This is a genomic window from Streptococcus sp. KHUD_013, from assembly GCF_052588545.1.
The window spans coordinates 1,748,864-1,771,806 of record NZ_CP186264.1 but is presented as its reverse complement, the minus strand read 5'-3'; the positions used below and the strand labels follow the sequence as shown (position 1 = coordinate 1,771,806).

Annotated in this window: 25 protein-coding genes; 21 read left to right on the top strand and 4 right to left on the bottom strand. The window is 43.0% G+C overall.

Annotated features, from left to right (window positions below; translation table 11 throughout):
* The first annotated feature begins 32 nt into the window (after positions 1 to 32).
* From ACOXXR_RS08500 to ACOXXR_RS08420, 17 genes are all read left to right on the top strand, one after another.
* The gene (locus ACOXXR_RS08500) at positions 33 to 428 is read left to right on the top strand and encodes a single-stranded DNA-binding protein (RefSeq protein WP_023027578.1); all 396 of its coding nucleotides are present in this window, start codon (positions 33 to 35) and stop codon (positions 426 to 428) included.
* Between the two features lie 221 nt (positions 429 to 649).
* Positions 650 to 1,636: a substrate-binding domain-containing protein gene (locus ACOXXR_RS08495; protein ID WP_023022091.1), complete on the top strand. Its 987-nt coding sequence runs from the start codon at positions 650 to 652 to the stop codon at positions 1,634 to 1,636.
* Entirely contained in the window at positions 1,636 to 2,955 is a 1,320-nt protein-coding gene (locus ACOXXR_RS08490) for a sensor histidine kinase (RefSeq protein ID WP_023022092.1), read from the top strand. Before ACOXXR_RS08495 ends, ACOXXR_RS08490 begins: the two co-directional genes overlap by 1 nt.
* Positions 2,952 to 3,638: a response regulator transcription factor gene (locus ACOXXR_RS08485; RefSeq protein WP_445278424.1), complete on the top strand. Its 687-nt coding sequence runs from the start codon at positions 2,952 to 2,954 to the stop codon at positions 3,636 to 3,638. The genes ACOXXR_RS08490 and ACOXXR_RS08485 overlap by 4 nt, the downstream gene beginning before the upstream one ends.
* Complete coding sequence (locus ACOXXR_RS08480; protein WP_445278423.1) at positions 3,635 to 4,942, top strand: ABC transporter substrate-binding protein; 1,308 nt, start codon at positions 3,635 to 3,637, stop codon at positions 4,940 to 4,942. Before ACOXXR_RS08485 ends, ACOXXR_RS08480 begins: the two co-directional genes overlap by 4 nt.
* A gap of 134 nt (positions 4,943 to 5,076) precedes the next feature.
* Positions 5,077 to 5,517 carry a PTS sugar transporter subunit IIA gene (locus tag ACOXXR_RS08475; RefSeq protein ID WP_120701339.1) on the top strand — a complete coding sequence of 147 codons (441 nt, stop codon included), beginning with the start codon at positions 5,077 to 5,079 and terminating at the stop codon, positions 5,515 to 5,517.
* 17 nt (positions 5,518 to 5,534) lie between these two features.
* Positions 5,535 to 6,029: a PTS system mannose/fructose/N-acetylgalactosamine-transporter subunit IIB gene (locus tag ACOXXR_RS08470; RefSeq protein ID WP_006595112.1), complete on the top strand. Its 495-nt coding sequence runs from the start codon at positions 5,535 to 5,537 to the stop codon at positions 6,027 to 6,029.
* A 64-nt stretch (positions 6,030 to 6,093) separates the two neighbouring features.
* Complete coding sequence (locus ACOXXR_RS08465) at positions 6,094 to 6,936, top strand: PTS mannose/fructose/sorbose/N-acetylgalactosamine transporter subunit IIC (RefSeq protein ID WP_023022097.1); 843 nt, start codon at positions 6,094 to 6,096, stop codon at positions 6,934 to 6,936.
* Positions 6,920 to 7,774: a PTS system mannose/fructose/sorbose family transporter subunit IID gene (locus tag ACOXXR_RS08460; RefSeq protein WP_042361448.1), complete on the top strand. Its 855-nt coding sequence runs from the start codon at positions 6,920 to 6,922 to the stop codon at positions 7,772 to 7,774. The genes ACOXXR_RS08465 and ACOXXR_RS08460 overlap by 17 nt, the downstream gene beginning before the upstream one ends.
* A gap of 102 nt (positions 7,775 to 7,876) precedes the next feature.
* The gene (locus ACOXXR_RS08455; RefSeq protein ID WP_023022099.1) at positions 7,877 to 8,170 is read left to right on the top strand and encodes a hypothetical protein; all 294 of its coding nucleotides are present in this window, start codon (positions 7,877 to 7,879) and stop codon (positions 8,168 to 8,170) included.
* Positions 8,171 to 8,297: 127 nt separating this feature from the next.
* Complete coding sequence (gene groES, locus ACOXXR_RS08450) at positions 8,298 to 8,582, top strand: co-chaperone GroES (RefSeq protein WP_006595108.1); 285 nt, start codon at positions 8,298 to 8,300, stop codon at positions 8,580 to 8,582.
* Between the two features lie 23 nt (positions 8,583 to 8,605).
* Entirely contained in the window at positions 8,606 to 10,228 is a 1,623-nt protein-coding gene (groL, locus tag ACOXXR_RS08445; protein WP_023022100.1) for a chaperonin GroEL, read from the top strand.
* Between the two features lie 750 nt (positions 10,229 to 10,978).
* Positions 10,979 to 12,241, top strand: coding sequence for an ABC transporter permease (locus ACOXXR_RS08440; RefSeq protein WP_042361340.1), 1,263 nt, complete (start codon positions 10,979 to 10,981; stop codon positions 12,239 to 12,241).
* Positions 12,242 to 12,256: 15 nt separating this feature from the next.
* Complete coding sequence (locus ACOXXR_RS08435; protein WP_009731296.1) at positions 12,257 to 12,889, top strand: ABC transporter ATP-binding protein; 633 nt, start codon at positions 12,257 to 12,259, stop codon at positions 12,887 to 12,889.
* A 12-nt stretch (positions 12,890 to 12,901) separates the two neighbouring features.
* Positions 12,902 to 14,278 carry an ABC transporter permease gene (locus ACOXXR_RS08430; RefSeq protein WP_219074917.1) on the top strand — a complete coding sequence of 459 codons (1,377 nt, stop codon included), beginning with the start codon at positions 12,902 to 12,904 and terminating at the stop codon, positions 14,276 to 14,278.
* A 72-nt stretch (positions 14,279 to 14,350) separates the two neighbouring features.
* Positions 14,351 to 15,004: a response regulator transcription factor gene (locus ACOXXR_RS08425; protein WP_219074918.1), complete on the top strand. Its 654-nt coding sequence runs from the start codon at positions 14,351 to 14,353 to the stop codon at positions 15,002 to 15,004.
* The gene (locus ACOXXR_RS08420; RefSeq protein WP_219074919.1) at positions 15,001 to 16,326 is read left to right on the top strand and encodes a sensor histidine kinase; all 1,326 of its coding nucleotides are present in this window, start codon (positions 15,001 to 15,003) and stop codon (positions 16,324 to 16,326) included. Before ACOXXR_RS08425 ends, ACOXXR_RS08420 begins: the two co-directional genes overlap by 4 nt.
* A 179-nt stretch (positions 16,327 to 16,505) precedes the next feature.
* On the opposite strand, the gene ACOXXR_RS08415 is transcribed toward ACOXXR_RS08420, so the two are convergent.
* From ACOXXR_RS08415 to ACOXXR_RS08400, 4 genes are all read right to left on the bottom strand, one after another.
* Entirely contained in the window at positions 16,506 to 17,195 is a 690-nt protein-coding gene (locus ACOXXR_RS08415; protein WP_023022105.1) for an ABC transporter ATP-binding protein, read from the bottom strand.
* Between the two features lies 1 nt (position 17,196).
* Positions 17,197 to 18,300, bottom strand: coding sequence for an ABC transporter permease (locus ACOXXR_RS08410; protein ID WP_445278422.1), 1,104 nt, complete (start codon positions 18,298 to 18,300; stop codon positions 17,197 to 17,199).
* Between the two features lie 607 nt (positions 18,301 to 18,907).
* Entirely contained in the window at positions 18,908 to 19,423 is a 516-nt protein-coding gene (locus ACOXXR_RS08405; protein WP_042361342.1) for an HdeD family acid-resistance protein, read from the bottom strand.
* 222 nt (positions 19,424 to 19,645) lie between these two features.
* A complete protein-coding gene (locus ACOXXR_RS08400) occupies positions 19,646 to 20,155 on the bottom strand; it encodes a helix-turn-helix domain-containing protein (RefSeq protein WP_023027597.1) in 510 nt (169 codons plus the stop codon).
* A 207-nt stretch (positions 20,156 to 20,362) separates the two neighbouring features.
* Here ACOXXR_RS08400 and ACOXXR_RS08395 point away from each other — a divergent pair, with 207 nt between their 5' ends.
* Genes ACOXXR_RS08395 through ACOXXR_RS08380 form a run of 4 tightly spaced genes read left to right on the top strand, consistent with a single transcriptional unit; the run spans position 20,363 to position 22,909 of the window.
* Positions 20,363 to 20,545 carry a hypothetical protein gene (locus tag ACOXXR_RS08395; RefSeq protein ID WP_080551212.1) on the top strand — a complete coding sequence of 61 codons (183 nt, stop codon included), beginning with the start codon at positions 20,363 to 20,365 and terminating at the stop codon, positions 20,543 to 20,545.
* Between the two features lie 45 nt (positions 20,546 to 20,590).
* Positions 20,591 to 21,577 carry a replication initiation protein gene (locus tag ACOXXR_RS08390; protein ID WP_445278421.1) on the top strand — a complete coding sequence of 329 codons (987 nt, stop codon included), beginning with the start codon at positions 20,591 to 20,593 and terminating at the stop codon, positions 21,575 to 21,577.
* A gap of 2 nt (positions 21,578 to 21,579) precedes the next feature.
* A complete protein-coding gene (locus ACOXXR_RS08385; protein WP_002903611.1) occupies positions 21,580 to 21,768 on the top strand; it encodes a DUF3173 domain-containing protein in 189 nt (62 codons plus the stop codon).
* Between the two features lies 1 nt (position 21,769).
* Positions 21,770 to 22,909: a tyrosine-type recombinase/integrase gene (locus ACOXXR_RS08380; protein ID WP_414288795.1), complete on the top strand. Its 1,140-nt coding sequence runs from the start codon at positions 21,770 to 21,772 to the stop codon at positions 22,907 to 22,909.
* Positions 22,910 to 22,943 lie beyond the last annotated feature (34 nt).

Sequence of the window (22,943 nt, the reverse complement as noted above, 5' to 3'; positions counted from 1 at the left end):
AACTACGAATTATATAAGTAGGAGGAAGAAATATGTACAATAAAGTAATTTTAATCGGGCGCCTTGTGGCTGACCCAGAGCTTCATAAGACCAGTACGGACAAGTCCGTTGCGCGTGCGACCCTGGCTGTCAATCGTCGTTATAAGGATCAAAATGGCGAGCGGGAGGCGGACTTTATCACCCTAGTGGTCTGGGGGAAATTAGCAGAGACCCTTGTCTCCTATGCCAATAAAGGGAGCTTGATCTCTGTGGACGGTGAGCTTCGAACCAGACGCTATGAGAAGAATGGAACGACCCAATATGTGACAGAGGTACTCTGTCAAGGCTTCCAGCTCTTAGAAAGTCGTGCTCAACGAGCGATGCGGGCCAATGGAGCAGGAGGAGATCTAGCGGATCTCATCCTGGAAGAGGAAGAGCTTCCCTTTTAACAGAAGAGAACGGTGCAGCTGGTCAGCTGTGTCGTTTTTTCTTTTTCGAAACTTCTCACGGAAGTTGCAGGGGTAAGTCATCATATGGATTTATGAGTAAAACGCATTCATTTCCTAAAGACCTTCAAGCTCTTGATAAAAAATGCTATAATACAAGGTATTAAATACGAACAAAAAATCTTTATATAGTAAAATGGTTCGTTCTTTTAAGAGGAGAAGAGATGGGGTTGGAAGAGGGAACTGATCAAAAGAAACGCGATCGAGCGATGATCTATACGATATTTTTGAGCCTGGTTTTTGTGGTAGGGGTCATCTACTTGAATGCTAGTCAACTAAAGCCTGTGCGTGGTCAGATGCGGATTGGCGTGACCTACATGACCATGAACAATGAATTCTATCAAACACTTAATGCAGAAATTGAACGAGTGACTGACGAAAAAGGGGACTTGCTTCTAGTTCGTAATCCAGAGTTAGACGAAGAAAAACAAAGTCAACAGATTGATTATTTTCGTCAACAAAAGGTCAATGTGATTGTGATTAATCCTGTAAAAGGAGATAGCCCTAAAATCATTGCTTCCTTAAAGAGAGCCCAGCAGGCAGGGATTAAAATCATTGCAGTGGACAGTCAGCTCAGCCATTTCACGGTAGATGCCAGTGTGGTGTCGGATAATTACCAAGCAGGGGTCTTGGTAGCCCAGCGCTTGATGAAGCAGAAAAAAGAGGCGAAAATCCTCCTCTTAGAGCATAAGGGGACGATATCGGCAGAGCAACGGATTCAAGGGTTCTTAGATACGATTCAGTCGGAACCTGCCTATCAGATTGTTGGGAGAGAAGAGACTCGTGGGCAAACGGAATTGGCCCTGCCAGCTGTTTCCCAGGTCATTCAGGACGGTCTTGCATTTGATGCTGTCGTGGCCTTAAATGATCGGGCAGCCATCGGAGCTTTAGCAGCGATTAAGGAAAATCAATTAGCTATGCCGATTTCTATTTATGGAATCGATGGCTCTCCGGATATGAAGGTTTTGCTTTCGACGACGGATGATATTGAAGGGACAGTTGCTCAATCTCCTCTTAAAATGGGAAGACAGGTGATGCAAGTGATTGAGTGCATGAGGACAGGTAAATCCTACAAGGAGCAATATAAGATCCCAGTAGAGATGATTGATAAGGATAATGTTGACCGATACGATGTCAACGGGTGGCAGTAATGACCAAGCTCCGCGGCATTCGTTATAGTTTGATTTTCTTAAAAATCATTAATTTCATCGCCATTTTATTTAGCAGTTCGCTCTACCTACATGCGACCAATTACATCATTGCCAAGGGGCAAGGGTATCAATTATTGGAGCAATTAAGAGCAATACCGAGTTCACCAGCTCAGAATTTTTGGATCTCCATTCTTCTCTTTGGAGGGATTCTTCTCATTACCTTTTATCGGATGCGTCAAGGGACACAGGAGTGGTCAGTTTTTGACAAATGGAATATTCTAGAAATACTGCTGATGCTAGGTGTCATGATGGCCCTCAGCTTCTCCTACAATGGGATCATCCTCTTGGTATTTGCTGATATCTTTTACGGTTCCAAAGAGTTTAGTAGTTCCAAAGATAGGCGCTACTGGTTTGCCTTTATCCTTCTGAGTTTTATAGTCCTCCTTGTGACCAATTATGACATTCTTTCTCTAGTTGTGCAATTGCCTTCGCTAGATGCCTATATTGCCTTCTATCCTTCATCGATTCGGATGCTCATCCTATTCGCTAAAAATGCGCTAGCTTCTTTAAATATGGTTGTCTTTATTATTTCTCTTCTCTTTTACATTTTATCGGTAGTGGCAGAGCACCATCGGATTGAAAAAGAGTTAGAAATGGTTTCGCAGGTTAATACGGAATTAAATAGCTACATGGCCCTTTCGGAAAAGATTGCGGAGGATCGGGAGCGCAAGCGAATAGCACGGGAAATTCATGATACTCTGGGCCATGCCTTGACGGGTATTTCTGCAGGGATTGATGCAGTTGGGGTTTTGATTGATATTGACCCTGGTCGTGCCAAGACCCAGCTTCAATCGGTCTCTACGGTGGTACGAGATGGAATCAAGGACGTCCGGGGCTCTTTGAACAAGCTTCGGCCAGGTGCCTTGGAGGACCATACCTTGAGGGATGCGGTTTTGAAATTGGTTCACGAATACCAAGCTATTTCCAACTTACAAGTCGAGCTAACCTATGACTGGGATGATGTAGATCTGGATGTCATGGTGGAGGACACCGTCTTTCGAGTGATTCAGGAGTCCATGACCAATTCTGTCCGCCACGGTCATGCGACTCACATGCAGATTTCCTTTTTGCTGGAAGATGCCTATGTCATGATTCTCAAAGATAATGGGGTCGGCTTTGACCAACTACAGGTCGGCTATGGCTTGAAACAAATGCGAGAGCGGGTCTCTATCTTGGGAGGAAGGATAGAATTTGCCAATCGAAATGGATTTTATACACGAATTGAATTGCCCAAAGAAAAAGGAGGAAAGATCTTATGATCAAAGTAATGATTGCGGATGACCAAGCACTGATTCGCGAGTCGCTCCAAATTATTTTGTCTGCCCATCAAGATATTCAGGTGACTTCTGCAGTGGCGGACGGTCACGAAGTGCTAGAGCGAATCCCCCAAGATCGACCAGATGTCGTATTGATGGATATTCGTATGCCCAAGATAGATGGTGTGATGGCAACAAAAGAAGTCAAGGAACGCTTCCCTGAGGTTAAAATCATCATTCTGACCACCTTTGACGATGATGATTTCATCTTTCGTGCTTTGAAATATGGAGCTTCAGGGTATTTGCTTAAAGGGGCTTCAACAGAGGAGCTCTACCAAGCCATTCAAATTGTTTATCATGGGGGAGCCATGATAAACCCTAATATTGCTAGTAAGGTTTTTCAGATTTTTTCTCAGATGGCTCAGAGCAATTACACAATCTCCGTTTCTGAAGAATATGTGAGCGACTTATCCCTGACTGAATGGCGGATCATCCAGCAGGTTGGTTTTGGGGAGTCTAATAAGGAAATCGCAGCCAAACTTTTCCTGTCTGAGGGAACGATTCGGAATTACCTGTCAACAATTTTGTCTAAGTTGAACCTGCGAGATCGGACCCAGCTAGCTAGTTGGTCTGTTCAAAAAGGTGTGACCACTAAGGATTTTGGAACAGAAAGTGATGGCCGATGAAGAAAAAACGTAAGATACGAGGTACCAGATTTTTTCTAGGGATCTTCTTGCTTCTTCTGCTTGCTGGAGGGATTTGGTGGCGGCGTCAGCCAAGGATTGTCCGTTTGGGGGTCTACGCAGGATCTAGCTGGGATGTACCCACCCAAACAGAAGAAAAAGTCTTGGACCAAGCGATTGCTCGTTTTGAAAAAACGCATCCAGGGGTAAAGATTGTCTATGAAAGCGGGATTCCGAAGAATAAGTATGCGAACTGGTTAGCCAATCAGATCCTCCATGGACAGGAGCCAGATCTCTATATGGTATCCAGTACAGAGTTGCCAGTGTTAGCGGCGCGTGGGGCGGTGGAAGATTTGACCCCCTTGATGGAAAAACAGGTCGATCCTTCTCATTTTTATCCAGTTGCTCTAGAAGCCGGCAAGTACAAGAATCGTCAATATGCCCTCCCATTTGAGAGCAATCCTGTTTTGATGTGTGTCAATAAGGATTTATTGGAAAAGGAAGGGATTGCTATTCCGAAAGAGGGGTGGACCTTGGAGGAATTTTATGCTATTTGTCAAAAAGTGACGAAGGATACGGATGGAGATGGGGAGCTAGATCAGTTTGGAAGTACAGATTATACTTGGCGAGAGGCCTTGGCAGCCTACGGGGGACAGCTGTTCCGCCAGGATAACATTAGTCTGACGAGTAAAGAAATGAAGCGCTCGCTCTATTTTGTCGAAAAACTTGAAGCTCTTCATGGGAACTTCAATGTCACTTCCAAGGATTTTGATGAAGGAAAGGTCGCTTTTTATCCGATGACCTTGGCCCAGTACAGAACTTATAAACCATATCCCTATCATGTTGCCAAATATTCAAATTTCACTTGGACCTGTATCCCTATGCCCGGGGCTTCTGGATCAACTCCGTCAACCTTAGTGGATACGTCCTTGTTTGCTCTGTCTTCTCGGGCCAGTGCTAGCAAGGAGGCCAAGGAATTCATGGAATTTTTGACCCAGGACCAGCAGGTCCAGCAGGACCTCTTCCGGCAGTCGCAGGGGACCTCTGTCCTCCCTTCGGTGGTCAATAGTTCGGAAAGTCGGGACCTTCTTAAAGCGGATGATTTCGGGTCCGACTCCCTGACGAATCGGACCCTGGACCGAATTATGAAAAAAGCTGTCCTAAGCACTCCTGGGAACCTGCCAACTGATATCTGGGATCGATTGGACTATCTCATTCATAATGCCCTTAAAGCAAAAGATATTGATAATCAATTGCCTCAAATTCAAAAGATTATTGAGGAAATGCTTCGTGAGAAGTTTCGTTAAGAAGAACTAGGCATCTGTCAAGTGACAGATGTCATTTTTTTATTGACAGATGTCAACTTTTCTTTGTGACAAATGACAATAGTAAAACGCTTTCAAAAGCAATACAATAAGGTCATCATAAAGGAGGCGAAAGGATGAAGTATCTGGTATTAGTCAGTCATGGTGGACTGGCAGAAGGTCTGAAAAGTTCACTGGCAATGTTTGCTGGGGATAAGATAGATCAGGTGATTGCGGTCGGACTGAAAGAAGGCAAATCGGTAGATGATTTTGCTCATGATTTTCGTCAGGCTCTAGCACCTTTGGCAGATGAGGACTCTGTCTTAGTTCTAGCGGACATTGTAGGTGGAAGTCCTTTGACAACAGCTGCAACGGTGCTAGAGGAGCAAGGAAAGCTGTCTAGAGCCTTGATCTTAGGTGGAATGAACTTGACCATGGCGCTGACAGCAGTTGTGATGAAGGACATGATGGAGGGGGCAGACTTAGTCCAAGTGATTTTATCCGAAGCTTCCACTGCCTTACAAGAATTTGCCCTTGCTTCAGTAGAGGGTGATGATGAAGAAGACGATGATATTTAATTTAGGGAGGTTAGAAAATGGTAGTATCATTTGTACGCATTGATGACCGTATGATCCACGGTCAAACAGTAACTCGATGGGCTAAAGAAAAGCCTTGTGATGGCTTAATCGCCGTCAACGACGCAGCAGCTTCCAATAAGGTCTTGATCCAAGCCTATAAAGGGGCTTCAGATAAGAAAACCTTTGTTTGGACCAAGGAAGCTTTCAAGGAAAAATCTGCAAAAGTAACGGAATCAGAAACTCGCTATTTCTTGATTACCAAGAACCCCATCGATATGAAAGAAATTTTGGTCGACCAAGGATTTGTTCCAGGGGATGTCAAAGAAATCATTGTCGGTCCTGCAAATGACCGTCCGGGTGCTGTGAAATTGGGGAACAACCAATCCATCACCCAGGAAGAAGCAGAAGCTATTGAAGCTATTCAGGCTGCTGGTTACAAGGTAAAATTCCAGTTGTTACCAGATGTGTCGATTGGTTACTGGGATGATTTTAAATCAAAATTCGGATTCTAGAAAGGGGAGCACATTCTAGCTCTTCGTCACTAAACTATATTTACAAACAAAAGGAGCGTTTGTTATGACAATTTCATGGATTCAAGCAATCTTGCTTGGTATTTTCGCCAGCTTGTCTTCAATGCCTGGTATGGGTGGTTCCAGTATCGGGAACTATACACTTGGTCGTCCCCTGGTCGGAGGTTTGATTTCAGGGTTGATCCTTGGAGATGTGACAACCGGTATCATGGTCGGGGTTGCCCTTCAGGTCGTATACATCGCCTTGGTTACTCCTGGTGGAACTGTATCTGCCGATGTGCGGGCTATTTCTTATATTGGAATTCCTCTTTCTATCTTATTTGTTCATGCTAACAATATTACTGGTGAGGCAGCAATTGCAGCAGCAGCAGCCCCAATCGGTGCAGCCGTTGGGACTATCGGTACCGTTCTTTTCTACGGTACTGCGACAATGAATTTGCTTTGGCAACACATCGGTTGGAAAGCCGTTGAAGAAGGAAACTTCAAAAAACTCTACGCAGTTGACTGGGTTTACCCTTGGATCTCTCATTTCCTCTTCTCTTTCCTTCCAACAATGATTATCACCAAATTCGGTGAAAACATGGTGGATTTGATGAAACAATACCTTCCGATGGATGGTTACTGGATGAAAGCCCTCTTTACAGTCGGTGCCCTTCTTCCATGTGTCGGTATTGCCATCCTCTTGAAGCAAATCGTTACAGAAGTGAGAGACTTCATTCCATTCTTTGTTGGATTTACTTTGGCAAAATCTCTTGGCTTGAACTTGGTAGCGAGTGCGGTAGTTTCATTGATTTTTGCGGTGATCTACTATGAACTTGAAGTGATTAAAACAATGAAAGTCGTCCCTGCTGGAGCAAATGACTTTGACGATGATGAGGAGGATATCTAAGATGGCTGATAAAAAGAAAATTTCAAAGAAAACGCTAACCAAAGCATTCCATCATTGGTATTATGGTCACTTGACCTGTTTCTCTCAAGAACACATGCAAACCTTTGGGTATTTGACTTCTATGCTTCCAATCGTGGAAGAAATGTATGATTCTAAAGAAGAACAAAAAGAAGCTATGCAAACCTATACAGCCTTCTTTAATACCGAACCCCAACTAGGATCACTGGTTGTAGGGATTACAGCTGGTTTGGAAGAAGCTCGTGCCAATGGGGAAGCAGTAGATGGCGAAACCATCAACGGGATGCGTGCTGGTCTGATGGGACCAATCGCTGGAATTGGTGACTCCTTGGTTGTTGGGACTTTAATCCCTGTACTTCTCGGTATTGCCCTTGGTCTTTCTAAAGGTGGAAACATTGCAGGGGCTCTCTTCTACATCGTCGTTTGGAACCTCTTGGTATACTTGGGAATGCGTTTCGCTTTCTTCAAAGGTTATCACTTAGGGGACAAGGCGGTTGAATTCCTTGTAGGACCAAAAGGACAAGCCCTTCGCAAAGCGATCAGTGTAGTCGGTGGTATGGTCATCGGTGCCGTAGCAGCGACTTGGGTCTCTGTTACAACAGCCCTCGAATTTAAAAATGCTGACGGAGAGGCCTTCCTCAAAATCCAAGAAAAGATTGATGGTGTTTATCCAGGTCTCTTAACTGCTGCCTTTATCACTCTTTGCTGGTGGCTCATGGCGAAGAAGAAAGTCTCACCAAACAAGGTGATGCTTCTCTTGGTCATCATCGCCTTGGCTGGGGTAGCTCTTGGAATCTTTGATCCAGGTCTCAAATACTAAGAGGAAACTGGAAACAGTTTATTGCAACCGGAGCATTGAGAATGAAGTACGTGACCTCCTTTACGAATACTTCATTCTCAATTTTTATTGAAGGAGGCATCTATGCACACCAGACAAGAATTAATAAAAGGGTATGAGACAGAAATTCGCTACCAACGGCATATGTTGGAAAACTTGGGGCGTTGGTTTAGTGTGCTCTTTCTCATGGCTAGTATCGGTGGGCTGCTGATTTATTTCTTTCACAAGACTTCCCTACTATTTTTGATCTTAGGTAGCTTGATCGCCCTGTTCGGGATCGTGGGGATGTTGGTAGTGGGATATGGGATGTATCGTGGTCGAGCCAACCTACAAAAAGTTGTCCAAGCTTACCAAGAAAAACTAGATCTGGTTGGCTAGAAATCGAAAACACTTCGAAAAGATTGAGGTGTTTTTTTCTTGACTATTTTTGACCAAGTGATACAATAGAAACATGAGTTAGCACTCGATATCAAAGAGTGCTAAAATACAGAAATGGAGGAACGATATGTTAAAACCATTAGGAGACCGCGTGGTCTTGAAAGTAGAAGAAAAAGAACAAACAGTCGGTGGCTTTGTCATCGCAAAAGCAAGTCAAGCTGAAACCAAAACAGCAGAAGTCATCGCTGTAGGTGAGGGGGTTCGAACCCTCAGTGGTGAGTTGGTAGCTCCAAGCGTCAAAGTTGGTGATACTGTCTTAGTGGAAAATCATGCAGGCGTTGAAGTGAAAGACGGCGATGAGAAGTACACGATTGTTGGGACTGCAAGTATTCTTGCCATTGTTGAAGCTTAAAGAATCAGAAAGGAGAAAGATGTATGTCAAAAGAAATTAAATTTTCATCAGATGCTCGTGCAGCCATGGTCCGTGGGGTTGATATCCTAGCAGATACTGTTAAGGTGACCTTGGGACCTAAAGGCCGTAATGTGGTTCTTGAAAAATCATTTGGGTCACCATTGATTACCAATGATGGGGTGACCATCGCAAAAGAAATCGAATTGGAAGACCACTTCGAAAATATGGGTGCCAAATTGGTATCAGAAGTTGCTTCTAAAACCAACGATATTGCTGGAGACGGAACAACGACTGCGACTGTCTTGACGCAAGCCATCGTCCGTGAAGGGATCAAGAACGTTACAGCGGGTGCGAATCCAATCGGTATCCGTCGTGGGATTGAAGCAGCGGTTGCGACTGCTGTTGAAGCCTTGAAAGATAATGCGATTCCGGTTGCCAATAAAGAGGCTATCGCCCAGGTTGCGGCTGTCTCTTCTCGCTCTGAAAAGGTCGGTGAGTACATCTCAGAAGCCATGGAAAAAGTGGGCAACGACGGAGTGATCACGATTGAAGAATCTCGTGGAATGGAAACAGAGTTAGAAGTCGTTGAAGGGATGCAGTTTGATCGTGGTTACCTCTCTCAATACATGGTCACTGATAATGAAAAAATGGTGGCAGACCTTGAAAATCCTTATATTTTGATCACCGATAAGAAGGTATCAAATATCCAGGAAATCCTTCCCCTGCTTGAAAGTATCCTACAAAGCAATCGTCCGCTCTTGATTATTGCGGATGATGTGGATGGCGAAGCTCTCCCAACTCTTGTCTTGAACAAGATTCGTGGAACTTTCAATGTCGTAGCTGTTAAGGCACCAGGATTCGGTGACCGTCGCAAAGCCATGCTGGAAGACATCGCTATCTTGACAGGGGGAACTGTTATCACAGAAGATCTCGGTCTTGAGTTAAAAGATGCGACCATCGAAGCGCTTGGGCAAGCAAGTAAAGTGACAGTAGATAAAGACAGCACAGTCATCGTAGAAGGTGCAGGTAATCCTGAAGCTATTGCTAACCGTGTGGCCGTGATTAAATCACAAATTGAAACAACCACTTCAGAATTTGACCGTGAAAAATTGCAAGAACGCTTGGCCAAATTGTCTGGTGGCGTTGCAGTGATTAAGGTCGGAGCTGCAACCGAAACAGAATTGAAGGAAATGAAACTCCGTATCGAAGATGCCCTCAATGCGACACGTGCAGCGGTTGAAGAAGGAATTGTTGCCGGTGGTGGTACGGCCCTTGCCAACGTTATTTCTGCAGTGGCAACCCTTGAATTGGAAGGGGATGAAGCGACAGGACGCAACATCGTGCTTCGCGCCTTGGAAGAACCTGTACGCCAAATTGCCCACAATGCAGGCTATGAAGGATCAATTGTCATTGATCGCTTGAAACATGCAGAAGTCGGAACAGGCTTTAATGCTGCAACAGGTGAGTGGGTCAACATGATTGAAGCAGGAATTATCGACCCAGTGAAGGTGAGTCGTTCAGCTCTTCAAAATGCCGCTTCTGTAGCGAGCCTTATCTTGACGACCGAAGCAGTGGTAGCCAACAAACCAGAACCAACTCCAGCTGCACCAGCTATGGATCCAAGCATGATGGGTGGAATGATGTAACCTGCTTATCCCAATGGGTGCTGAAGCACCTCATTAGGATACGGCAAGCACCATGATGCCTTGCCTAAGCATCTTACTAAGAAAACAAAGAAGGCATTATCGACCTTCTTTATTTTCTGTCGTAACTTGTGTGTTTGATTGAGGCTTCGCCTCTATTCATTTGGGTCAGGCAGAATGCATTTATATATATATATTGCAATTGCTTGTGAAGTGCAATTATTGAAATTTATTTTTCTGCAAATTAAGCTTTAACGACTAGGTTAAAAAACTGCGATTGGATGAAAAAAAACAAAGTGTGATTGAATTGTCGATTTTCTTTAAATGTAGTGATATCAGTGCGTTCTTTTCAATTGAACAAACATCTATAGAAATTTTCTTTTTTAGTGATCCATCCGTTTTATATTTGGAACAAAAATGCAATACAAATTCCTTTATTTTGTAACAAAGATAGGTTAAACTATATTAAGTAGAAAAGTTCTACATCAGAGCAAGGGAGGAAAACTTCCCACATACATGTCTAAAGACAAAAACTTGATCGAATAAATTGAAACTTTTTGATCCTTAATTTTTATCGACCTTTTTCATATTAAAAATGTTTCATACTACCTTGCTAAAAGCTCCTCCAGATTTTTCTGGGGGAGTTTTTTTGTATTTCATAAACATTTCACATTTCTCCTCTATAATGAAAGCAACAAATGATGAAAGCGTCCACACTGTATCGCTGTGGACCTTGAAATGGAGGGTAAGATCATGCTCTTACAACAGGCAATCGCCTATATTTCTCGAAAAAGAACGAGGAATCTGGTCCTCTTTCTGATTCTCCTCTTGATCCTCTCTTGCTTGTATTTCTGTTTTTCACTGATGCAAGTGGGAGGAAAACTGGAGGACCACATCAAACAGTCGGCGGGGACCAGTTTTGCTCTGACCAGTAAACAAGGGGATAAGCCCTTTGCTCTGAAGGAAGCTGAAAAGGTGCGGCAACTGGACGGGGTGGGATCCATGGTTCCTCAATATGAAAGTCCCGTTCGTATTCTTGGTAAAGAAGCGGTGACGGGACAGCAGTCGGTAGAAAGGGATGATCTGGGACAGGAAGCCAAGCAAGCACTAGGCGCTGTCTTCACCCAGAAGACAGACCAGCATCTGGATTTCCGAAGTGGCAGTTTCCAATTGGTGCAAGGCAAGCACTTATCCGATAAAGCGAGCGGACAGATCTTGATCCACGAAGAGTTGGCTAAGAAGAACAAGCTAAAGGTCGGAGATCAGTTAACCTTATCCAGTTTTCAGATGGGAGAGACTCCTGCCAAAGAGCAAACCTTTGAAATCGTTGGGATCTTTTCAGGTAAGAAACAGGAAAAATTCACAGGAATGACCTCTGATCTGAGTGAAAACCAAGTCTACCTTCCTTATGAGGATGCGACCAAGCTCTTAGGTCTCAGTCAGCAAGAAGTGACCCAGGTTACCTTTGGCGTTAAAGATCCTGAGAAAATTGATGCTCTCTTGAAGCAAGTCAAAAGCTTGGATCTGGATTGGCAATCTCTCCGCTTGGTCGAAGATCGCAAGGCCTTTGACCAGATGAAGGAATCCTCTCAGACCCTAGAAGGCCTGGTACGGATCATGATGATCGTCCTCCTGGTGACGGGAGCAGGTGCCCTATCGCTCTTACTGAGTCTCTGGACACGGGAGCGGATCCATGAAATCGGGGTTCTCTTATCCATTGGAAAGAGCAAGGGACGGATCTTTGGACAGTTCCTCTTGGAAGTGGTGCTGGTATCCTTACTGGCAGTGATTCCGGCCTTTCTCATCGGGCGGATGGTTAGCCAACGTTTCTTAGAACAATTTGTCGGAGAGACGGGACAACAGCAAACCCTTGACCTACTTCATCAGATCCCTCAAGGCCTTTCCTTAGGAATCGCCTATGCTAGCCTCTTGGGCTTGATCCTTCTGTCGCTCGGTGCAACCACCAGCTTGATCTGGCGCAAGACACCAAAAGAAATATTAACAAAAATGAGTTAAGGAGAAATGACACATATGTTAGAACTCAAAAATGTAGCCTATAGTTACCAAAGCTATAGTGAAGATATCCTCTCAAATGTGAACTATCAGTTCGAAAATGGGACATTTTACAGTATTATTGGCCAGTCAGGAACTGGGAAATCAACCCTCCTCTCCCTCTTGGCTGGTTTGGACAATCCCAAGAAGGGGCAGGTTCTCTTTGATGGGGAGGATATCCAGACCAAAGGATCTAGCTACCACCGCAAGCACCATGTTTCCCTGGTTTTTCAGAATTACAATCTGATCGATTATTTGACACCACTTGAAAATGTCCGCCTAGTCAACAAACAAGCTGGGAAAGAGATTCTCTTGGAATTGGGGCTGGACGAAACGCAAATCAAACGCAATGTCCTCCAACTATCTGGAGGGCAACAGCAACGGGTGGCCATTGCACGTGCGCTCGTTTCAGAAGCGCCTGTCATCTTGGCAGATGAGCCAACAGGAAACCTAGACGAACAAACAGCAGGTGATATCATTGCAATTTTGAAGAAGTTGGCCAAGGAACGCCAAAAATGTGTCATCGTCGTCACCCACAGCAAGGAAGTGGCAGAGGCCTCCGATGTGGTCTTGGAATTGAGTCGCCGTAGCCTCGTTGAGAAGAGCAAGTAAGGAGGGAATGCTATGTTGCGAAATGCTTTTGCTTATATCACACGTAAATGGCCCAAGTCTCTCTTGCTCTTTGCCATCATTCTCCTCATGGGGACCTTGAGCTTGATCGGACTCTCCATGAAGGGGGCGACCCAAAAAGCTTCATCAGAAAGTCTAGGCTCCATCACCAATAGCTTCTCGATGCAGATCAATCGACGGACCAATCCGGGAACCCCTCGGGGAGCTGGGAATCTCAGAGGAGAGGATATCGAAAAAATCAGCCAGGTAGAGGGGATCACCTCCTCCATCAAGCGGATCAATGCCATCGCGGATATCCTAGACCACGAGATTATTGAGACCGAAGAAACCCTGCAAAATCAATCTCCAGAGCGGGCCAAGCACTTCAAAAACACCTTGATGGTGACAGGGGTCAATGACTCTTCAAAAGAAGATAAATTTGTCTCTGGAGCCTACAAACTGGTCCAAGGGGAGCATCTGACCGATAAGGACAAAAACCAAATCCTCATGCACGAAGATTTGGCGAAAAAGAATGGCCTCAAGGTGGGCGATAAGGTGCGTCTCAAGTCCAACCTCTACGATGCAGACAATGAAAAAGGGGCCAATGAAACCGTCGAAGTGACCATTAAAGGCTTGTTCTCAGGGAAAAACCAAGCTCCTCTCACTTACGCCCAAGAATTGTATGAAGATACACTCATTTCTGACTTGGATACAGCTGCCAAACTCTATGGCAATACCGTCCAAACAGCTACCTATGAGGATGCGACCTTCTTTGCAAAAGGGGATCAGGACCTGGATAAATTGATCGAAAAAATCAAAGCCTTGGATATCCCATGGAATTACTATGACCTAGTCAAGAGCTCTTCCAACTACCCAGCCTTGCAAAAATCGATCAGCAGTATGTTCCAAGTGGCGAACTACTTGTTTATCGGTAGCCTCATCTTTGCTAGCTTGCTTCTCACCCTTCTCCTTGTCTTGTGGCTCAATGCCCGTCGCAGAGAAGTTGGTATCTTGCTGGCTCTAGGACTCTCCAAGGTGCAGATTGCGGGACAATTCGTGGCAGAATTAATCATGATTTCCATCCCAGCCTTCCTCCTCTCCTATGGAGTCGCAGGTCTTCTTGCCAAAGGAGTCGGAGATACGGTGCTTAAGAACGTAACCAGTGGCATTGCCAAACAAATGGCTCAAGAATCCTCTGCAGCTAACCTTGGTGGAGGAGCTGAGGCAGAGAGCTTCAGTAAGACCCTGACAGATATCCATATGGATATCCAACCGAGCCAATTGCTGGTGATTGTTTTGGTCGGTGGGCTTCTCTTGATTCTCGTATCCATCCTTTCTTCTCAATGGCTCTTGCATAAGAAACCAAAGGAACTCTTGGTGGATGTCGAATAAGAGATTGTTTCCTAAAATAGAAATAAGGTATAATAGGAGGTAGAAGAAGTTTCTTAGATAAAAGGAAAGTGTATGAAGATACTAATTGTAGAAGATGAAGTCCTGATTCGAGAAGGGACGAGCGACTATCTCATGGAATGTGGCTATGAGGTCGTTGAAGCAGGCGATGGGCAGGAGGCTCTGGACCTCTTTCACAGAGAAGCGCCGGATCTAGTTTTGCTGGATATCCAGCTTCCTATCCTCAATGGCTTGGAAGTCCTCAAGGCCATCCGAAAGACTAGCTCAGTCCCTGTCCTCATGCTAACGGCCTTCCATGATGAGGACTATAAGTTGACGGCCTTTGGAGAGCTGGCAGACGGCTACCTTGAAAAACCCTTCTCCTTGTCCCTCTTGAAGGTCCGGATCGAAGCTATTTTTAAAAAGCTTCAACCTTCCCGGGTCTTCACCTATGGAGAGGCACGGGTGGATTTTGAGAGTTATACAGCCAGCCTAGCTGGGCAAGCTATTTCCATGAATGCCAAGGAGTTGGAAATCTTGGAATACTTGCTCCAGCATGAAGGCAAGGCCCGGACCCGCACTCAGATCCTCGATGCCGTCTGGAAGGAGACGGAGGAGATCCCTTTTGACCGGGTGATTGATGTCTATATCAAGGAACTACGAAAAAAACTAGAGCTGGACTGTATCGTTACGGTACGCAATGTCGGCTATAAATTGGAGAGACCATGACCAAACGGAGTATCTTTGCAAAGATCTTTCTGATCACCTTTGCCCTTTTTAGTAGCCTAGTCATCCTTCTACATGCTTCGGTTTACTTTATTTTCCCGTCGACCTATATCGAGTCCCAGCGCCAGACGATTTTGAAGAAATCAGAGGCCCTGGCCAAGAGTTTCCAAGGCCAGGCAGAAGGGACCATTGAGTCAGTCATCGCCCTTTATTCCAAGACCAATGATATCAAGGTCTCTATCAAGGGCAAGCAAAAACAAAATGCCATAGAGGTCAAGGATGATCTGCTCGTGAACCCTGATAGCCAGAACAATTCCCTGGTGATTGAAGAGCGAAAGATTGAGACCAAAGAAGGGAAAGACCTGACCTTGCAATTCTTAGCGACCGTCGATTCGCAAAAGGAAGCGCGGGACATCAGTCTGGGCTTTCTTCCCTATAGTCTTCTTGCCTCCTTTGTTTTGTCGCTGATTGCCTCCTATCTCTATGCCCGCATGATTTCTGCTCCGATCCTTGAGATCAAGCAGATGACCAAGCGGATGAAGCGCTTGGATCGGACAGCCAGTCTTCCTATTCACTCACAGGATGAGATCGGCGTCCTCAAGCAACAAATCAACGACCTCTATCACCATCTCCTAGAAGTGATTGACAATCTAGAGCAGCAGAAACAGGAAAATCTGAAGTTGGAGCAGATGAAGGTCGAATTCCTAAGAGGGGCTTCGCATGAGCTCAAGACTCCTCTGGCCAGCTTGAAGATTATCCTCGAAAATATGCGGGATAAGATCGGTCGCTACAAGGATCGGGACCGCTACCTGTCGGTTTCCCTCGATATCGTCGATGAGATGAATCAGATCGTCCTAGAAATCCTGTCCCTGTCCTCTGTCCAAGAACTGGCTGGTGACAAGGAGTGGATCCAGCTGGACCAGGTCTTAGAGCAGATCCTCGACCAGTACAAGGTCTTGGCTCAATCCCGCTCGCTCACGATTGACAATCGAATCCCTGACAAACCAGTCTATATGGATCCAGCCATTCTGAAATTGGTCCTCTCAAATGTCATCAGTAATGCTGTCAAGCATTCGGATGCCGGTGGAGAGATCCAACTCCGTCTCGAAGAAGAAGGGACGCACTTGGCTGTTGAAAATACCAGCCAGGAAATGGTAGAGACCGCTGAGATGCCAATGTCCGCTAGCCGCCAGAAGAAGGAAGGTGGCTTGGGACTCTTCGTGGTTCAACACTTGCTGGATCATGAAGAACTGGCCTACCAATTTGATAAAACGGCTATGGGCTTACGCTTCCGTATGGAACTGCCCAAAGATCCTCAAGACTAAAAAAATAGAGAGTGGGACAGAAATCGGTCATTCGTTAGAATTCGATTTCGTCGTCCCCCCTCCGCACAGTTGAGTAGGGCTATAAAAGCTGATGAAATCAGCGTAGTAGAACTGCGTCTTGCTCGACAATCCAAAGACAATTGAGAGGCTAGGACTTTTGTCCCAGCCTCTTTTTGTACTTAATCAAGCTGTTCTACCTTTAGCAATTGGCCATGTTTTAATTCATAAATGGTATCCACATAGGTCAGGATGGAGCGGTCATGGGTCACCATGATGGCGCTCTTGTTTTTGGATTTGACTTCTTTCCGGATCAACTGGGCGATTTCTTGCCCCCGATCAGGGTCTAGGCTAGCGGTTGGTTCATCGGCTAAGATGACCTGCGGATTTCCGATAAAGGCGCGAGCAATAGCTGCCCGTTGTTTTTGTCCACCAGACATCTGATTAGGGTATTGGTGGTAACAAGCTTCGATGCCCAGATCTGCCAGCAAGGCTTTGACTTCCTCTTGGCGTTTTTTCTTGTCCTTTTCTCCTTTCAATTTGGCTACCAGTTCTAACTGATCACCGATTTTCATGTAGGAGAGGAGCTGGTGATCTTGAAAGATGAAGCCAAGCAATTCCAGCCGTTTTTGTGTCCACTGGCCTTGGTTGAGGCCGGTCAAGTCTTGGCCAGCGATACGAATCCGGCCCTCGTCTGCTGACAAAAGCAAGCCAGCGATGGCTAAGAGAGTGGATTTACCAGATCCTGAAGGGCCCAAGATTGCGACAAATTCGTTGGGTTCGACGCTTAAATTAAGTTGGTTAAGGACATGGTGCATCTGGCTGCCATCGGCGTAGGATTTTCTGATATTTTCTAATGCAATAATGGCCATCTTATTCTCCATTTCCACCAATGACTTCGATTGGATCTACTTTTTTGATTTTGACAAGGGACAAGGCACCACACAACATAGAGGTCAGGATAAAGCTAATCGAGATGGTGAGGTTGTCTTTCAGGGTCATAAAGGAAGGGACACTATTGGGTAAAAATGGTGCCATCATAGTTGCCAAGCCAAGTCCCAGCAGTACTCCGATGAGGGAGATGATGGTGAGCTGGGATAATTGGACATAGGTAATCTGGCTCATGGACATGCCAATAGCCTTTAAGACGCCAAACTGTTTCAACTTCTGCAGGGTGAGAATATAGAAGAAGACCCCAAGGATAGCAGAGGAAGCGAGTAGCAGCACCCAAGTAATCATCCGTAGCGTCAAGTTTTGAGCCTTGTAGCCAGGGATTTTATCGATCACTTGCTTCTTATCCGCCACCATTAAGTTACTGGATAGATCATTAGAAGTGATGCTCTTCTTGGTCACAAGGGTTTGGGCTTGCCATTGATAGCTTGGATCTGTTTTTTGCCGCATGCCTGTGTAGGTCTCCGAGCTGATAAAACCAATCTCGCTATAGCCGTATTTGGCATTTTTTGCGAAAGCCACGACCTTGAGTTTTTGCTTAGAAGTTTTATCGATCACTTGATCGCCGACTTGGATCCCCTCATCCTCTTTGAAAGAACTGTCCAAAATGACCTCATTTTTCTTTAAGTCGGAGATCTTGATGTCACTATCTTCCATGGTTGGATTGAGGATCTCTTCTTCATTGTGGTCGGTTGCGAAGTAGGTGATATCTAGGGTATTGGAATCCTCTGATTTTGAGATAGTTGCCCGCTGGATCGACAAGCCAGAATAATCCAATCCTTCTATCTTGTTTATCTCATCTAAATCCTTAGCCGTAATGGTTGAAAAGGGGATAATCCCTTCTGAATCTGTCGAAAGGATGTAGTGCAGGGCCCCATAGTTATCGATTTGGGCCGATACCGAACGGCCCAGTCCATTTGTCAGTCCGGACAAAAACACCACCATAAACATGAGAATGGTAATGAGGAGTTCAATCAGGATAAACTTCTTGGGTTGGTATTTCATTTCATTCCATGCGATTTTCATATTCGTTCTCCTTTTAGCACGGAGGTGCTCGAGCAGGGTTGCTAGCACCTAAACATACTCTACCATCATACCACAAGTGGGGGGATAATAGGGGGATGGTGTTTGGTAGAGTATGAAAGGATCGGATTTGTTTACTGTGTTCAATTTGATTCTCAATTATTAATCGTTAATGTATACAAAAAAGAGATATGCTATAGACAAACAAAAAAGCCTTTTAAATCAAGGCTTTTTCCTGTTGTTTAGATGCCCCCTGCATGGATTTGTAAGAACTTTTCATATTGAAAATAAACAAAAATGTTGAAATATAGCTGATTTTAGGGAAATACTTTTAGGTATTTTCAATGTCAGGATTTAAAAATGGGGCAAAAGTGGGGCAAAAACGAATGACTCGTATTTTGTTTGAAAACCTATAATACCTAATGATTATGCTATTCTAGATATATAGTTTTGTTATAAATAAATGTCAGTGCGAGATCAAATTGGAGAATAAAATGGAAAAACAAATTTCTACGCAGAATGGAATGCGAAAAAGTGATAATTAAAGAGACAAAAAAGCTGAGAATATGATTTCCCAGCTTTTTTGAATGCGATAGAAATAGCAACTAGACTATTTACGAAAGGCCTCAATAATGTAGGTGAAGCCAGTAACTAAAACTGAAAAGGCAATGACATAAACGACAAAGACACCTGTAGCCACTGGATTGAACAGAATCACTAGACCTAGTAAAAATTCAAGCAAGGCTACCCACGTGATATTGCTACCAATAATAGGGAAATTCAATCTTAGACGATTGCCTTTAAAGAAAGCAATAATGGCTTCTACAATTAACCAAATTCCTACAATGGTCGGAATGACGACCGGCAGGGTCACAAAGCCATAAGCAACGAGGTAAAGAGCTAAGAGAAGACTAACAAATCCTTGGAAAAGATAAACAGGTGAGCGAAGCTCTTTTGGTGCAGAGAAATAGCCTAAAATAGCTGCTATAGAAGAAACCAGTAAACCAAATGAAATCCACCAGCTGTAAGCAACAAGATTAGCTACTGGGTTTGTAAATAGGAAAAGTCCTAAAAGGACAAAAACAACTCCTGCAAGGAATAGCAGTAAACGATTAGAAAATTTCATTTCAATACCCCCTATATAGTATAGTTTTCTAATAAAACTATTATACTTATTTTTATAGAAAATGTCAATAAAATAAATAAACAATTTGGAAGTTTCAGTCTGACTTACAAAAAGAAAAGGAGTTTTCACTCCTTTTCACAGATTTAAGACAAAGTCCTTATAAAAGTGTCTTCTAAAGATTTTAACTTCAATCTGAAGCGAGGATATCCTCGCTTTTTTTATTTAATCTAATAGCTCCTTATTTTCAATTAAGAGCTCTAGTGGAGATTTATCCCTTGCTTCAATAAAACCAGGTTCATATTGGTTATGAAGTGTTCTTTTCTGAGAAGTTGGATCAATATACAACTCATCTCCATCTTCTGTGTATAGTTGGTTGCCTCTTGTTAAGTAAAGTAAATCCTCTAAGTACTGTCCATCAGTTTCTAGAAAATCTTCGATATATTTGACAGCTTTTAAAATCTCACTTACTTTATCAGAGTATTCATTAGATTCAAGAACACTCTTTTCTAATTCAATCTCTTTACTCGTTCCAAAAAGTTGAGTTGGAGTTGCATTAAAATATTCTGCTATCTTATCCAAATTTGCAAAGGTAGGATAGCTTTTTTGTTTTTCGTAATCAGAGATGGACTGTTTACCGATTCCTAAATCTTCCGCAAGTTGAGTTTGACTTACTCCTTTTTCTATGCGTAGGCGTGCCAAATTGGGTCCAAAATTTTGAATAATAAAGGTCATGATAAACTCCTGTTTTTATTTTTAACTTATTTTATCACCTGTAAACTTACAAATCAAGTTTTTAGTTGACTACCCCAAATATTTTTTATAAAATATATTTATAACTTATAAATAAGTTATAAATGATACAAAATAGCTCATATGTTTAGGAATAGTGAGTGAGGAGGAAGTTGAAGACGAGACTATGACTTATGACTATTCGAAGCCTTGGAGCTAGAAATTGTGTGGACAAGGACAAGGGACGAGCCTGACGGGAAGTCAGGCGAAGTCCTGCGGACTGCCGTCCAGACAATTTCTAGCCAAGCAAAAGCTGGCTATTCTAACAGCCAGCAAAAAGGGACACTTAGGACAACGTCCAAAGAACGACGGAACGAGCAAACGTTGATTTGACGGTGTTTCTGAGGCCTAAAAAATCTAAAAGAAGGGGGGACAATTTTGTTGGTTTCTATACAAGATTTAAGAAGCATTCAAGAACGATGTGATGTAGGAGAATTAGTACAGCGGTTAGATGTCAGTATTGATAGATTAACGGTTATCTGGGATACAGACACTGGTTCCCTAAGACGAATTTTCAAAAATCTGAAACAGGCAATAAGTACAAGAGTTGATTCATTTGAAATACATGATAACGTTCGAGATGATGTCTTTACTTTAACTAAATATTTTAATGAGTATGATTCGATCAATATTATATTTTCCCAATTAGCCATTTATGGAAGTGAACAATTGATTCGAATTGATTTCAATCCTAATACTTTAAAAGAATTTGATGGAATGAAAGTATGGAGGCAATTAATGTACTTTGCTCGATTGAATTCATTGACGGTACGTTTGTCTCGTTTTGATTTGGCATTTGACATTTTCAACAAGCCTGAAATCGTTAATTTGCAACATATTAAAGGTGGTGTTACCCATAAGGTCTTCTATGGTAGAGGGGGTGAATTAGAGACGAAATATTGGGGTTCTAGCGGTAGTAATGTACAAGTTAGGTTATATGATAAGAATAAAGAAATCATTGCTCACAAGCGCGATGAGAAGCTAGATTTGGCTGTAAATCCGTTTTGGTGGAGACTGGAATTCCAACTTAGAACCAAAGCGATTGGTGAGGAGATGGTCCAAGATGTTATGAATCGACTTGATAATTTCGGATTTTATAAGCTAGAACATATTCGAGTGGAGCAAAGAGCATTTACAATTATCTTTCTCAACAATCCTGAACTGTTATCATTGGCTTTTCCAAATTTAAAATCAGACAGCATCAAAAAGAAAAAAACAAGAGTCCGCAAACTATTGAGAGAAGAAACGAATCAATTTGCGGAAGAATTAAAAGAAGTATTAATACAGAATCTCCCTAAATTAAATACAGAATTACAACTACTTGTAGGCGAGTTTCTGAATTTAGAAAATAAATCAGGAGGATAACTATGGATCATAATTTAATTAGTAACAAAGAATTAATTGAAATGGGCTATCGCCCTCATACAGCCAATGATATCATTCATCAGGCAAGAGAATTACTTGTATCACGAGGATATACATTTTATAATCGCAAACGTTTGATGGTTGTTCCAAAAAGTGTTGTAAATGAGATTCTAGGAACAGAGGTGGCGTAATATGGCAAGTGTTCGTTACCGAAAGCGAGGAGATAGTAATTTATGGACCTATGAAATCCGTAACGAAGGAAAGACTGTTGCTCATAATAGCGGTTTTAAAACAAAAAAACTTGCAGAGTCAGAAGCTGAACCGATTCTGCAAGAACTTCGTTTAGGGAAAAGAATTTCTGGAGATATTTCTCTTGTCGATCTATATCAAGAATGGCTTGAACTAAAAATTCTACCGAGTAGTAGATCGGAAGAGACAAAGAAAAAATATCTTCTCCGTAAAAACACAATTGAAAGATTATTTGGAAATAAAAAAGTCACTCAAATTCGTGCGAGTGAATACCAAAGAATTATGAATAAGTATGGGCAAACAGTTGGTAGAAATTTTCTTGGTAGATTGAATACTGGGATTCATCAGAGCATCCAAATGGCAATTGCCGACAAAGTTCTAATAGATGATTTTACACAACATGTCGAGTTATTTTCATCCAAAGAACAACAGATGACCGAAGAGAAATATTTACATACAGAAAAGGACTATCTGGATTTACTTTTAGCAGTAAAGAGAAAATTTGATTACCAACGATCAATTGTTCCTTATATCGTCTATTTTCTATTAAAAACAGGCATGAGGTTTGGAGAGTTAATAGCGTTAACTTGGAATGAAGTTGATTTTGACAGAGGACTGCTAAAAACATATAGGAGGTTTAATACCCTTTCTCATAAATTTGTCCCTCCAAAAAACAAAACGTCTATTCGGATGGTACCGATAGACGAAGAATGTATTAAGATATTACAAGTCCTAAAAATTGAACAAGAGAAGGCTAATAAAGAGCTAGGAATCAAGAATAGGTATAAAATGATTTTTCAACATTATGGATATATTCACTTGGTACCAGACATTGCAAGTGTCAATAAAGCTTTGAGTGTTCTTTTAAATGAATTAGATATTTATCCAATTATCACGACAAAAGGAGCACGCCATACCTATGGAAGCTACCTCTGGCACAAAGGATTTGACCTTGGAGTTATTGCAAAGATTTTAGGGCATAGAGATATTTCAATGTTAGTAGAAGTATATGGACACACTTTAGAAGAGAAAATTTTTGAAGAATTTAATCAAATCAGAGATGTTTGGAAAGATTGCTCATAAAAAAATGTGGGGCAAATGATGGGGCAAATCAGTT